The sequence below is a fragment of the Klebsiella sp. JN_Kp126 genome (assembly GCF_033843325.1).
Lineage (GTDB): Bacteria > Pseudomonadota > Gammaproteobacteria > Enterobacterales > Enterobacteriaceae > Klebsiella > Klebsiella michiganensis.
Genome location: NZ_JAWXQV010000040.1, coordinates 137,127 through 150,898 on the forward strand (window position 1 = coordinate 137,127; position 13,772 = coordinate 150,898).

Sequence of the window (13,772 nt, forward strand, 5' to 3'; positions counted from 1 at the left end):
GGAGCGTCTCTGTTTTGGTCTTTTTTTTTGCCCCAACACCAGGGAACACTATGAACTATAACGAAACAGCAGACAAAATCCTCCACGCGGTGGGCGGTGCGGAAAATATCCGCATGCTCACCCATTGCGCGACCCGGCTGCGCATGGAGTTCAACGACCGCGCAAAGGTTAACGATGCGCAGATTGGCTCCCTCCCCGGCGTGATCAGCGTGGTGGAGAAGGGCGGCCAGTTCCAGATTGTGATCGGCAACGAGGTGCAGCAGGTTTACCGGCGCCTTAATAAGGCGCTGCCGGAGAAGAAAGGCCCGGCAGGCGGCGATAAAAACGCGAAGCCGGCCGGCATCGTCGCCCGGATTATCAGCGTCATTTCGACCACCTTTACCCCGGTGATCCCGGCGATTACCGGCGCGGGGATGATTAAAGCGCTGCTGGCCATTCTCAAGCTCACGGGGGTGATTAGCGAAACCAGCTCGACGTATCAGCTGCTGAATATTATTGCCGACGCCGCCTTCTTCTTCCTGCCGGTGCTGCTGGCCTACGGCGCGTCGCTGAAGTTTGAATGCAATCCGATTCTGGCGATGACCCTCGCGGGCGTGCTGCTGCATCCGGGCATCGGCCAGATGCTGGCGGCCGGTAAAGCGGTCGATTTTGTCGGCATCAACGTCCTGCTTTCCGATTACGCCGGTTCGGTGCTGCCGATTATTCTGACCGTGTGGCTGATGTCGTGGGTGGAGCGCTTCGCCGAAAAAGTGTCGCCATCAATTATCAAGTTTTTCGTTAAGCCGATGCTGATCCTGCTGATTACCGCGCCGCTGGCGCTGGTGGTGGTCGGCCCGGCGGGCATTTTGCTTAACGATCTGGTCGCCGCCGGGGCGGGCGCTATCGACCGCCACGCCAGCTGGTTAATCCCGATGCTGATGGGCACCCTGCAGCCCTTCCTGATCATTACCGGCACCGCCTGGGCGATGACGCCGATCGCCACCGGTCAGCTGAGTAAAAGCGGTTACGAGATGATTAACGGCCCGGGGATGCTGGCATCCAACGTGGCGATGGGGGCGGCGACGCTGTGCGTGGCGCTGAAAACCAAAAATAGCAACCTGCGCCAGCTGGCCTCTTCGTCGGGCTTTACCGCGCTGCTGGGGATCACCGAACCGGCGCTGTACGGGGTGCTGCTCAAGTTCCGCCGGGTGCTGATTGCCGCGATGATCGGCGGCGGCTGCGCCGGGGTCTACGCCGGGGTGAGCGGGCTGGTGCGCTACGCGTTTGTCTCGCCAGGCCTCGCTGCGCTGCCGGCGTTTATCGGCGAAAACCCGATGAACATCGTCCATGCGCTGGTGACCTGCGCGATTTCCATCGTGGTGACCTTTACCCTGACCTGGTTTATCGCTTTTAAAGACGTTCCTGAGGAACAAGACGCGGTGAGCGAGACGCCGCAGCCTGCGGTCAGCCCGACAAGCGAGGGGGAGACGGAAGTCTTCAGCCCGCTGCGCGGCCAGGTGGTGGCGCTCAGCGACGTGAACGACGACGTCTTTTCCGGCGGCCTGCTGGGCGAGGGGCTGGCGATTCGTCCCGAAGAAGGGGTACTGCGCGCGCCGTTTAGCGGCACGGTAATGATGTTTCTGCCCTCCTGCCACGCCGTTGGCCTGCAGAGCGACAGCGGTCTTGAGCTGCTGATCCATATCGGTATCGACACCGTCAATCTTAACGGCCAGCACTTTAGCTCTACGCTGAAGGTGGGTGATAGGGTGGAAGCGGGACAGGCGCTGATCCGCTTTGATATTCCCGCCATCGAACAGGCCGGATACGACCTGATTACCCCGGTGATTGTGGTCAACGGCGACGCGCAGCGCGCTCTGCGCTTCACCGCCGCCGCGCAGGTGGATTACGGCGAACCCCTGATGGTGCAATCCGCTAAGGAGGCGCAGGTATGATTTATCAACAGCAGGCCCGGTTCCCGGACGGTTTTCTATGGGGCGCCTCCACCTCGGCCTATCAGGTTGAGGGCGCGTGGAATGAAGACGGTAAAGGGCCGTCGGTGGTCGACATGCTCAGCCATCCGCCGGGAACGGCGGACTTCCGCATCGCCAGCGACCACTATCACCGGGTGGAGGAGGACGTAGCGCTGATGGCGCAGATGGGGCTGAAGGCCTACCGCTTTTCGGTGGCCTGGTCGCGGGTGATACCGGACGGCGACGGCGCGGTGAATCCGCGCGGGCTGGCCTTTTATCACCGCCTGATCGACGCCCTGACGCGCCACGGGATTACCCCCATCGTGACGCTCTACCACTTCGACCTGCCGTGGGCGCTGGAGCGGAAAGGCGGCTGGCTGAACCGCAAAACCGGGGAGGCGTTCGTGCGCTATGCCAGGCTGCTGTTCAGCGAATTTGCCGCCAAAGTTCCGCTCTGGCTGACCATCAACGAACAGAACACCATGATTCTGCATCCCGGCGCGATTGGCGTGCCCGCCGATCGTGAACTGCCGGATAAGAAGGCGCTGTACCAGCAGAATCACCAGATGATGCTGGCCCAGGCGCAGATCTTCGCCCTGTGCCACCGTGAGTTCCCCGGGCTGCGCATCGGCCCGGCGATAAATACCACGTCGATGTACGCCGAAAGCTGTAAGCCGGAGGACGCCATCGCCGCGCATAACTGGGAGACGCTGCGCTGCTGGAGCTTTTTGGATGTTGCGGTGCATGGGCGCTACAACGCCCTGGCGTGGGCCTATATGCAGGATCGCGGCCTTGCGCCGGAGGTGCAGCCGGAAGATGCCCTGATTTGGCAGCAAGGGAGGCCGGACTTTATCGCCATTAACTACTACTCGACCGCCACCATTGCCGCCAGCCGGGGCGACGGCGGCGACGTTGCGCCCCGCGCGGGCGATCAGCAAATTATGCTGGGTGAAGAGGGGGTTTATCGTCCGGCGGAAAATCCGTGGGTTGGCAAAACCCCTTACGGCTGGGTTGTTGACCCGGTGGGGCTGCGCCTGACGCTGCGTAAAGTGTGCGAGCGCTACGGACTGCCGATTCTGATTAGCGAAAACGGGATGGGCGCGCCGGACAAGCTGGAGCATGACGGGACGGTAAATGACGACTATCGCATCGCCTTCTTACAGGCGCATATCGAGCAAATGCGGCTGGCGATAGCCGACGGCGTTGAGCTGATGGGCTACTGCCCGTGGGCGGCGATTGACGTGGTCAGCACTCACCAGGGATACGCCAAGCGCTACGGTTTTATTTATGTCGATCGCGGCGAGGATGACCTGAAGCGCCTGCAAAGGATCCGCAAACGCAGCTTCTGGTGGTATAAGGATGTCATCGCGCAGAACGGCAACCACGACGAGTCGCAGAGATGATTGTTCAGAAGGTGCTCAATAATAGCCTCGTGCTCTCTATGGACGACGATAACAGGGAGGTTATCGTCATGGGGAAAGGCATTGGTTTCAATAGCAGACCCGGGGACGAGATCGCCCCGGAGAAGATAGAGAAGCTGTTCGTGACCCAGACGCTCGGCGCGCGCAGCGGCTATCTTGAGGCGCTCTCCGCCATTCCGGATGAGGTCATCGAAATGGCGGCGATGATTATTTCCCGCGCCAATCTGCAGCTCGCCGGCAAGGTTCGCGAGCAGATTTTCTTTACCCTCGCCGACCACCTGACCTTTGCCATCGAGCGCAGCCGTAAAGGGATCGCCATTCAAAATCGCCTGCTGCCGGAAGTCAGGCGTTTTTATCCGCAGCAGTTCCGCGTCGCCAGCGAGGCGGTGACGATTATTCGCCAGCAGTACGGGATCGAACTGCCGGAGGAGGAAGCCGGGAATATCGCCTTTCATCTGGTAAACGGCCAGAGCGAGGGCGACGACGTGGCGCAGACCATGCAGTCGGTGAAAATGCTGAAGGATATTTTTAATCTCGTGCAGTACCACTTTAAGCAGCAGATAGACACCGACTCGATTAACTACTCGCGCTTTCTGGTCCATATGCAGTTTTTCCTCCAGCGTTTACAGGAGGGGGAGCTGGACGGCGCGCGGGACAGTTTTCTGCTGGTGCAGGTGATTAAGGCGTATCCGGACGCATACCGCTGCGCGCTGCTAATCCGCGATTACGTCAAAGCCCAGCTCGATATCACCCTCGGCGGCAACGAGCTGCTGTGGCTCACCGTTCATCTGGTGCGGATCGCGGGACTGGATGCGTGATTGTGTTCTTTTAATGGGGCGTAATAGCTATTTCTGTTTTTTTTATGGGACATGAGCTCTTTGGATTGACTGAGTTGGCTCATTTGTAGTGTTCTATAAACAGGTTATAATCGCTAACTACGTTCTATTAATAAGACAAGAGAAGCATTATGGCAAAGCCGTCAACCCGAACCTACTCTCGTTACAGTCGCGATGCAGCACGGTTGCTGGGAATGATGATCCGCACCGCACGCATAGAATCCAGACTCACTATCGAGGAGCTGGCAGAACGTGCTGGCGTGTCGCGTGGGCTGGTTTATCGTGCTGAGGAAGGCGATATGGGATGTGCGATTGGCGCGGTATTTGAACTGGCGACAATAGTGGGCGTGCCGCTGTTTACGCCAGATCGTTCTGCTCTGGCGTTACATATTGCTAATGCAGAGAAAACGCTGTCATTAATGCCGCGTGCGGTTCATCACTCAAGGAAGGTGATAAATGATGACTTCTGAGAATAGCCTTGAGCAAGTGTATGTCTGGATCTGGCTGCCTGGAGCAACAGAACCCGTTGTCGCCGGAGTGTTAAGCAGAGACAACGGTCGGTTTATTTTCAACTACGGCCGCAGTTATCTGGAGCGGAAAGAGGCGATAGCGGTTTATGTGCCGGAGCTTCCTTTAGTCAGAGGCGCAATTGTACCTGCCCCTGGTTTGCAAGTGAAGTGGACAGAAAACTCTTCTGGGGAAGGATGTTTTTTAATCCTTTCATATTTGAAGGCGCGCCAGAAGAGATTTTGAGACTACGTAAGTCGTGGCTTTAACGCGCCCGGTGCCACTGCATTTTCAACGCGGCAAGACAAATAGTCCGTTAACGCGTTTCGATAACCTTTTAAACCTCCGTAGTATCACCGATGCCGAAACTGCAGCGTCGCCGGCAGGTAGCGCTGTAGCGGCTCAGGCGTATTGCCGTCAATCAGCTGGCTGATTAAATCGTAGCAGTGCCAGGCCAGCTGGCGGTTGTCCTGCTGGACGGTATCAATACGCAGCGACAGCGAATCGTAGAGATAGTGATCGTCAAAACTTGCCAGGTGGATGTCTGAATCCAGCAAATGGTGCTGGCTCATATAGCGCAGCACCCCTTCCAGCAGACCACAGGCGGCGGTAAACAGCGCCTTTGGCGGCCGGCCCAGACGCGCGCAGAGGGCGGCGAACATCTCATAGCCGGAGCTGGGGTGATAGTTGCCGTTGATCACCCACTCCGGGCGCAGCGCAATGCCCGCCTGAGTCAGACCCTGCGTAAACCCGGCCAGGCGATCGCGGGAGGGCGACAGACGCGGCTGGCCGCCTAAAAACCAGAACTCATCGTGATGCTGAGGCGCGATGCGGGAAATCAGCTCCGCCGTTGGGGTAATCGAATCGGTCATCACCAGCGGCAGCGCGCTTTCAGTAGGACAGCGGTCAAACAGCACCACCGGCAGCTGTTCGCTGAGCTTCAGGTAGTCGGCATCGTTGTGCATACAGGAGGCGACGATCAGACCGTCGACCTGGCGGGCAATCATGTTATTGACCACCATGCTCTCCTGACCGGGGTTTTCATCGGTACAGGAGATCAGCAGCTGGACGCCCGCTTCGCGGCACAGCATCTCCAGCTCATGGGAAAAGACCGCAAAGCCGTAGTTGGTGATCTCCGGCACCACCAGGCCGATGGTGTGGCTGCGGTTATCGCGCAGCGAGCGGGCGTGAATGCTCGGCTGATAGTGCTGCTCGCGGGCAATCGCCAGCACGCGCTCGCGCGTTTCCTGCGCCACGCGCAGCTCTTTGCCACGACCGTTCAGCACCAGGCTGGCGGTCGCTTTGGAAACGCCCGCCAGTTCGGCGATATCTTTAATAGTTACGCGTTTGGTTTTCATTACGACGCCATGAGCCTGAAAGCAAAACGCTTATTCTATCATGCATGTTCGCAGCGGCCAGTAGCAGAATGCATCCGGCGCGCTGCCGGAGAAAATCAGCTGCGCCGGATAATCCGGGAAGCAGCGGCTGCTCATCACCCCCTCGCCGTCGTTGATGAAAATCTCCACGCTCGACCGATCGATGAAAATCCGCAGCGAGCGCACCTCGCCGCGCCAGTAGCGATAGTGCATTTCGTCGCTGGCGAGGCTGCGTCGCGCCAGACGGATACCGCTGGCGTCGCGCTCCAGGGTTAACGCGCCGCCGAAATCAAGGCTTAGCGCGTCGTCGCCGGCGGTTTGCAGGGCGATTTCCATCGGCGCCAGCGGCAGTGCGTTCCCCTGCCAGCCGTGCGCCTCCCCGCGCAGGGCGGTCAGCTCGCGCAGCGGACGCTGGTAGAGCCGGCCGTCGATAAATTCCAGCTCGCGCAGGCAGGTCATCTGGTGGATCCAGCCGCTGGCAAGCGTCGGCTGAAGCATCTCTTCACCGTCCGGGACGCCCATCCAGCCGACCAGCAGGCGGCGGCCATCGCTGGTGTGCATGGTTTGCGGGGCATAAAACTCAAACCCTGCGTCCAGCTCGTGCAGCTCGCCGTGTTTGAACGCGGCGCGATGGTCGTCGAAACTACCGGCCATCCACACCGCCGGATAGGTATTGAGGAAGCGCTCTTCTTCGCGGGCAATCCCCTGCGGGCAGCAGATCAGAATATGCTGGTCGCCGAGCGGAAACAGATCCGGACACTCCCACATATAGCCCGCGTCGCTCAGGCCGTTAATGCCGTAGCCGGCGATTTCGCCCTCGCTGCGCCACTGATGAAGGTCCGGGGAGCTGAACAGCAGCACCTTACCGCGCTTTTGCCGATCCTGCGCCCCCAGCACCATGTACCAGCGGTCTTTATGCCGCCAGACCTTCGGGTCGCGCACGTGGCCGGTATAGCCCTCCGGCAGCGGCAGGACCGGACCGATTTTGCGGAAGGTACCGTCGGCGTTTTCCGTCGCCAGGCACTGCCACGCGGTTCGGCCGCCGTCGTCAAACTTCACGTTGCCGGTATAGCACAGGGTGAGCGTACCGTTGTTATCCACCGCGCTACCGGAGTAGCAGCCGTTGCGGTCGTACTCTTCATCCGGCATCAGCGCAATAGGCTCATGCCGCCAGCGCAGCAGATCCTCTGAACTCCAGTGCGCCCAGCACTTGAACTTATGATCGCAGGCGAGCGGGTTCCACTGGTAGAACAGATGATAGCGCCCGGCAAACTCGACAAAGCCGTTGGGGTCGTTCATCAGCCCGGTCACCGGCGCATGGTGCCAGCGCGGATAATGGCTATCGGCCAGCGCGCGCGGCTGGCCCTGCATAACGGCCTGCAAAATCGCAGGCAGACGTGATGGTAGTGACATTATTCAGCGTCCGTTTTGTATTTCAGCAGCAGAGAGACGACGAAAGCGACGCCAAAGGCGATGACCATGCCGATAATGTAGTTCAGCAGCGAGCTGGCCTGCACGATGGCCATGCCGGGAATCGCCGTCAGGCCGACTGCGGTCATATAGACGTGCACTGACACGACCCACGCGCCGCCCGCCGCGCCGCCGATTAGCGCCGCGATAAACGGCTTCATGAAGCGTAAGTTGATACCAAAAATCGCCGCCTCGGTGATGCCCAGCATAGCGGAAAACGCCGAGGGCAGCGCAATGGCTTTGATTTTGACGTCTTTGGTTTTAAACCATACCGCCAGGCAGGCGCCGCCCTGGGCGACGTTGGCCATGGACCAGATCGGCAGCAGGAAGTTGACCCCGATGGACGGGTTGCCCAGCAGTCCGGCTTCGATGGCGTGGAAGCTGTGGTGAATACCGGTAATGACGATAACCGAATAGAGACCGCCAAACAGCAGCCCGGCGAGCCAGCCGGCGTGGCTAATCAGGGTGCTGAGGACAAACGAAATGCCGTCGCCGAGCGCGCGACCGGCCGGGCCGATAATCAGCAGGGCGATAAAACCGGAAATAATCACCGTCAGGAACGGCGTCAGGATCAGGTCCAGGGCATCGGGGATCGCGCGGCGCAGCTGCTTCTCAACGATGCTCATAAACCACACCGCCAGCAGCACCGGGAACACCGTCCCCTGATAGCCGATCATGGCGATTTCGAGGCCGAAGAAGTTCATGGTATGGAAACCGGCGGCCACGCCCCAGGCGTTAGTCAGCGCCGGGTGGGTCAGAATGCCGCCGAGCGTCGCGCCGAGATAGGGGTTACCGCCGAATTCACGGGCAGCGGTAAAGCCAATCAGGATCGGCAGAATGATAAACGCCGCCGAACTGCACATATCCAGCATGATGTAGAGGGCGTTGCTCGGATCAACCCAGCCGTAGGTTTTGACCATCCCCAGCAGGCCCATCAGCAGGCCGGAGGCGACGATAGCCGGGATAATCGGTACGAAGATGTTCGACAGCAGGCGCGCGATGCGCTGGAAAGGATTAAGCTTTTTCGCCGCGATGTCGGCGGCCTCCGATTTGCTGGATTCGCTTATACCTGCCGCCTGAATAAAGGCGGCGTAGACTTTATTCACCACCCCGGTGCCGAAAATAATCTGCATCTGCCCGGCATTGCGGAAACAGCCCTTAACCCCTTCAATTTTGCCGATAGCCTGCTGGTCTGCCAGCGCGTCATCGACCAGCACCAGGCGCAGGCGCGTGGCGCAGTGCGCGGCGCTGGCGATATTTTCCTTGCCTCCCAGAAGCGGAAGCAGCGAGCGGGAAATCTGTTCAAAATCCATAGTACCCTCTGAATGCGTAAAAAAATTCGTGTTGTCGTCCCGCGTTAACGGGGGCGCAGTCTCTGCGTCGTTATTGTGTCCGGGGCGATGAAAGGCGCGTCGTCGCCCCGGAGGGGCCTGTCGTCAGGCATTCACCGTCAGAACCAGGTTTCCATCTGCATACCGAACGACCATTCGCCGCCCGAGGTAAAACCATTGCTGCCCAGCGCGTCATCGCTGGCGTAATTATTCAGTTTTTTGCTCCAGTCCATCCACGAGGTGTAAAGGCGGATTTCAGGGCGGCTGAAGAAATCACCGATGCTGCCGACCTTAAATGTCGGGGCGAAGGTGAGCTTGTAGAAGCTACCATTTACCGCATGACGATCGTTATAACCTTCGGGTTTGAGATCCATATACTGGTAGCTGCCTTCGTAAGCGAGAGCGAAGTTCTGGTTGATCTCCTGGATCAGGCGCATGTTGAGCGTGGCCCACTGATAGCTGTCGCCATCGGCATAACGGCCTTTACTGCTTTGCGCCAGGATCGCCGGGGCGATAGACCAGTTTTCGCTGAGCGGGGTGGTGCCATAGCTGGCGAAGCGCCAGGTGTTGGCTCCCGACCGTAGCGCGCCGTCAGAGCCGATACCTTTAACCTCCGCGCCCAGGCCGTGACCGTAGAGCAGGGCGGTTTTGCTGGTGCCTTCACGCAGACCGTAAAAACTGTCGTTGTGCAGGCCGAGCAGCGTATGTACCCCGGTATTTGCCGCATCGCCTTTGACCGGGTTACCGTTGGTATCCTGACGGTCGTCGTTGTCTTTTGCCCGCATCCCGCTGACCATCACCTGCACCGGACCGATGAAGTTGTTCATGCTGAGGATATAGTTCTGCACGCTGTTGCTCGAGTCAGCAATATCGCCGAAATTGCGCCCGTAAAGCGAGAGGTTGCTGCGGATGCTGTCGTTCCACCTGACGTCGTAAATACCGCCGCCGGTACCGGCGAGGAACACAACGTCAGAGTCAATCCAGTGAATATCAAAGTTGTCGCGGTCGAAGCGTTTCCCGGCCCACAGGGTGGAGCCTTTAAACGCCCCTGTGAAGGTGGGCAAGTTACCCAGTTCGACAAAGGCCTGACGAACGTTCAAATCGCTGCTGCTTGCCGTCCAGTCGTTATAAGTGGTTTGTCCGTCGGCGACCATCACTTTGAAACGGGTCGTCGCGCCATTATCCAGGGCCTGCTTATGTTCAAGGTTCATTTCAACATAGGTATCGGCCTGGTTTCCCAGACGACCGATAGCCCCGCCGGTTTCCCCCGCTGGCGTCATGTAGGCGCCGGATTTGGTGCTGGCGGCGGAATCATTCATTATCACGCCGGAGCGGGCGTAGCCGTGAAACTCAAAGCCGCTTTTCTCATCGGCCTTCTTCTCGAGTTTGGCGGTACGTTGAACCACTTCCTGCGTCGTGTCCTGATTTTTCTGCTGCTGCGCGGTGAGCTGCTGGACCTGTTTCTCCGCCGACTCGGCGCGGTTTTCCGCAGTTTGCGCCCGGTTTTCCGCCTCCTGCAGGCGTTTTTCCAGGGCGATCAAACGGGCTTCGATCGTGCTGAGATCCGTTTGCGCGTGGGCTGAGGCGGCGCCGGTTAGCAAAGCGATAAGGACGGCGAGTGTGCTTTTTTTATACATGCTGGTTGCATCCCGAAAGGAAAATGTAAAATGTTGTTTTTTGCTAAACCGGTTTAGGCGCTATGTTAAGCATGACCCTTAACATTTTGAAATGGATTTTGCTAAACCGGTTTAATAAATGTGATGGATGCAACAAAGTGGGCCGCGCGCGGCGGCCTGAAGGATCAAAACTGGCGATTAAGATCGCGCTGGTATGGCAGGGCGGTCATGGCGCCTTTCGCCGTTGTCGCCAGGGCGCCGCAGGTTTGCGCCAGCGTGAGCGTCGGTTCCAGCGCAGCGATATCCGTCGGCATCCCGTTGGCAGCAAGGCTTGCGAGCAGTCCGGCGACAAATGCGTCGCCCGCGCCGGTGGTGTCCACGCTGACAACGGGCTTGGCGCTGAAATGGGTAAACTGCTGCTGAAAGGCGGCAAGTACGCCGGCTTTGCCCTGGGTCACCAGCAGCAGTTCAGGCTGATAGCGTTCGGTCACGCTGGCGATTCCGTAGGCTAAATCATCACTGCCGCTGATGAATACCAGCTCCTCTTCCGACAGCTTCACCACGTTGGCCATGCGCAGGGCGCGATCGAGGCAGGCGTGCAGCAGCTCCTGATCCTGCCAGAGGTCCGGGCGGATATTGGGGTCAAAGCTGACCCGGCCGCTGGCATGTTTGATGCTTTCCATCGCCGAGAAGGTGGTGCTGCGGCTGGGCTCGGCGCTGAGCGCGATGGAGCAGACGTGCAGCCACTGGTTGGCGGTAAACTGCGGCAGGTCTTCTTCCGCCAGGAACAGGTCCGCGCTGGGGCGCACCATAAAGGTAAAGGTACGTTCCCCCTGATCGTCCAGGTCGACCACCACGGTGGAGGTACGGTGCTGGCCGTCGAGGCGCATATGGCTGACGTCGACCTGCTCCTGTTGCAGGGTATGGCGCATAAAGCGGCCAAACGGATCGTCGCCGACGCGGCCGATAAATCCGCTGTCGCCGCCAAGGCGGGCGATACCGACCGCCACGTTAGCCGGGGCGCCGCCGGGGCAGCGCAGCAGGCGGCCTTCGCTCTCCGGCAGCAGGTCCACTACCGCGTCTCCCAGAACCCAAACTTTTGCATTCATGTTGAAAATTCTCCATAGCTAAACTTAATTAAACCGGTTTAGCACATTAAAGCATAGCGACAGAATGAGGGGAACGTCACGGGCGGAAAAGTGCCAATCAGGGCATAAAAACGTGAGCTGGTTAGCAAAAGAGCGATGATTCGGCCAGGCGGGAGGGGCTTCCGGTGGCGGCGGGCGAGATGGCGGCATAACGCGGTAGGCCGGAGAGGCGCAGCGCGCCGCCTCCGGCAAAGCCCTGGAGAGAGGGGATCTCAGGGCTTGATGTTCAACGCCGCAGCCGCTTAAGCCCCCGCCGCCAGACCGTCGATAATCACCTGCATCACCCCCTGAGAACAGGGCTCGATGCGCCCGCGCACGCCGTAAACCGCCGCCAGAGCCTGCGGGGTAATCACCTCGGCCGGCGCGCCGTCCCCCAGCAGTTGTCCCTCTTTCAACATCAGCACGTGATCCGCGTGGCGCAGGGCGATATTGATGTCGTGAACCACCACCAGCGTGATGATGTTGCGCCTCTGCGTCTCCTCACGCACCAGATCCATCACGTGGAACTGATAGTTTAAATCCAGCGCGCTAAGGGGCTCATCCAGCAGCAGCAGGGCTGGCTGACGGATAAGCGATTGCGCCAGGCCGACGAGCTGCTTCTGCCCGCCGGATAGCCGGTCGAGGTAGCTCAGCGCCAGATGTTCAATGCCTAGCTGGCGCAGCAGCGACATCACCTGCGCCTGATTTTCCGGGCTGTGCGCTCCTCCGGCGGCGCGTTGAGCGACAATAATCGACTCCAGCACCCGCAAGTGCACGCCGGCGGGCAGCGTCTGCGGCAGGTAGACCACTTTTTCCGCACGCCGGGCAAAGGGGAGGGCAAGCAGATTCTCACCGTCCAGCGACAGCTCGCCCGCGGACGGCCCCAGCCCGGCCATCGCCCGCATCAGGGTGGATTTCCCGCTGCCGTTGGGGCCGAGCAGCGCGGTGATTTTACCGCGCTGCAGCCGCGGTACCGTCAGGTCGCGAATCACCTGACGTCTGGGATAACCGGCGCTGAAATGGGTCAGCGCCAGTCCGGATACAACATGGCTCATACGTGCCCCCGATGGCGCAAAATGATGCTCAGGAAAAAAGGCACCCCCACCAGCGAGGTGACGATGCCCACCGGAATCACTGCGCCGGGAATCAGGTTTTTTGCCGCAACCGAAGCCAGCGACAGGACGAGGGCGCCGATTAACGCGCTGGCCGGCAGGTAAAAGCGGTGATCTTCGCCGAAAACCAGCCTGGCGATATGCGGCGCCACCAGGCCGATAAAACCGATTGGGCCAACGAACGCCACCGAAATCGCCGACAGAACGCTGATGCGCAGCAGGGTGGTCAGGCGCAGGCGGCGCACGTTGATGCCGAAGCTGACGGCCCGGTCCTCGCCGAGGCGCAGCGCGGTCAGCTTCCACGCGCTGCGCATTGATAGCGGCATGACGACCGCCAGTATCGCAAGCAGGATCCCCACCTTTTGCCATGAGGCGCGGTCAATGCTGCCCATCGTCCAGAACACCAGCCCCTGGAGGGTATCTTCATTGGCGACAAACTGCAGCATCGATACCAGCGCATTGAAGGTAAACACCAGCGCGATCCCGAACAGAATGACGCCGGAGGTGGCGACCTGGGTCCAGCGCGTAATGCCGTCCAGCAGCAGCGCCGCCAGCAGAGCGAAGATAAAAGCGTTGGCCGAGACAAACCACTGGCCGGGAATGCCGGGAATCCCTATCCCCAGCACGATAGCCAGCGCCGCGCCGAATGCCGCCGCCGAGGAGACGCCGAGCGTAAACGGGCTCGCCAGCGGATTGTTAAGGATGGTCTGCATTTCCGCCCCGGCGAGGCCGAGAGCCAGGCCGACGACGATCGCCATCAGCGCATAGGGCATGCGGATATCCCAGACGATCGCCCGCGTCCCGGCGCTGGCGCTGGCCGGGTCGGTAAGGGTTTGCCAAAGCGCCTGCAGCGACAGGCCGGATGGTCCCATCACGAAGTCGAGCAGCAGCGAGGCGACAATCAACAGCGTCAGCAGCAGCAGCATGATGGCGCGGCGGCGCACAATGTGACGGTAGTTTGCCATTACGTCACGGCTATCGACGCCGAACGCGACGATATCGGATTCAGGAGAGAGACTCATGGCTA

12 protein-coding genes are annotated in these 13,772 nt (G+C 59.9%); 5 read left to right on the top strand and 7 right to left on the bottom strand.

Annotated elements, in window-relative coordinates; genetic code table 11:
* The first annotated feature begins 50 nt into the window (after positions 1–50).
* The 5 genes from SIK97_RS01670 (at position 51) to SIK97_RS01690 (ending at position 4,959) form a co-directional block, all read left to right on the top strand.
* On the top strand, positions 51–1,931 hold the full coding sequence (locus tag SIK97_RS01670) for a beta-glucoside-specific PTS transporter subunit IIABC (RefSeq protein WP_057174061.1): 1,881 nt from the start codon (positions 51–53) through the stop codon (positions 1,929–1,931).
* Positions 1,928–3,352 carry a glycoside hydrolase family 1 protein gene (locus SIK97_RS01675; RefSeq protein ID WP_069684236.1) on the top strand — a complete coding sequence of 475 codons (1,425 nt, stop codon included), beginning with the start codon at positions 1,928–1,930 and terminating at the stop codon, positions 3,350–3,352. Before SIK97_RS01670 ends, SIK97_RS01675 begins: the two co-directional genes overlap by 4 nt.
* On the top strand, positions 3,349–4,188 hold the full coding sequence (locus SIK97_RS01680; RefSeq protein ID WP_032719584.1) for a PRD domain-containing protein: 840 nt from the start codon (positions 3,349–3,351) through the stop codon (positions 4,186–4,188). Before SIK97_RS01675 ends, SIK97_RS01680 begins: the two co-directional genes overlap by 4 nt.
* A 149-nt stretch (positions 4,189–4,337) precedes the next feature.
* On the top strand, positions 4,338–4,676 hold the full coding sequence (locus SIK97_RS01685) for a helix-turn-helix domain-containing protein (RefSeq protein WP_032694593.1): 339 nt from the start codon (positions 4,338–4,340) through the stop codon (positions 4,674–4,676).
* A complete protein-coding gene (locus SIK97_RS01690; RefSeq protein ID WP_032748533.1) occupies positions 4,663–4,959 on the top strand; it encodes a hypothetical protein in 297 nt (98 codons plus the stop codon). Before SIK97_RS01685 ends, SIK97_RS01690 begins: the two co-directional genes overlap by 14 nt.
* Before the next feature lie 107 nt (positions 4,960–5,066).
* Here the strand turns inward: SIK97_RS01690 and SIK97_RS01695 are convergent, their stop codons facing one another.
* From SIK97_RS01695 to SIK97_RS01725, 7 genes are all read right to left on the bottom strand, one after another.
* Positions 5,067–6,071 carry a LacI family DNA-binding transcriptional regulator gene (locus SIK97_RS01695; protein ID WP_004848520.1) on the bottom strand — a complete coding sequence of 335 codons (1,005 nt, stop codon included), beginning with the start codon at positions 6,069–6,071 and terminating at the stop codon, positions 5,067–5,069.
* Between the two features lie 30 nt (positions 6,072–6,101).
* On the bottom strand, positions 6,102–7,502 hold the full coding sequence (locus SIK97_RS01700) for a sucrose-6-phosphate hydrolase (RefSeq protein ID WP_032748534.1): 1,401 nt from the start codon (positions 7,500–7,502) through the stop codon (positions 6,102–6,104).
* On the bottom strand, positions 7,502–8,872 hold the full coding sequence (locus SIK97_RS01705; RefSeq protein ID WP_014837718.1) for a sucrose-specific PTS transporter subunit IIBC: 1,371 nt from the start codon (positions 8,870–8,872) through the stop codon (positions 7,502–7,504). The genes SIK97_RS01700 and SIK97_RS01705 overlap by 1 nt, the downstream gene beginning before the upstream one ends.
* Positions 8,873–9,009: 137 nt before the next feature.
* Complete coding sequence (locus SIK97_RS01710) at positions 9,010–10,527, bottom strand: carbohydrate porin (RefSeq protein ID WP_032748535.1); 1,518 nt, start codon at positions 10,525–10,527, stop codon at positions 9,010–9,012.
* Positions 10,528–10,691: 164 nt separating this feature from the next.
* The gene (locus SIK97_RS01715) at positions 10,692–11,615 is read right to left on the bottom strand and encodes an aminoimidazole riboside kinase (RefSeq protein WP_057173766.1); all 924 of its coding nucleotides are present in this window, start codon (positions 11,613–11,615) and stop codon (positions 10,692–10,694) included.
* A 281-nt stretch (positions 11,616–11,896) separates the two neighbouring features.
* On the bottom strand, positions 11,897–12,688 hold the full coding sequence (locus SIK97_RS01720; RefSeq protein WP_025107094.1) for an ABC transporter ATP-binding protein: 792 nt from the start codon (positions 12,686–12,688) through the stop codon (positions 11,897–11,899).
* Positions 12,685–13,767, bottom strand: a complete 1,083-nt coding sequence (locus SIK97_RS01725) for a FecCD family ABC transporter permease (protein ID WP_032748538.1) — start codon at positions 13,765–13,767, stop codon at positions 12,685–12,687. The genes SIK97_RS01720 and SIK97_RS01725 overlap by 4 nt, the downstream gene beginning before the upstream one ends.
* Positions 13,768–13,772 lie beyond the last annotated feature (5 nt).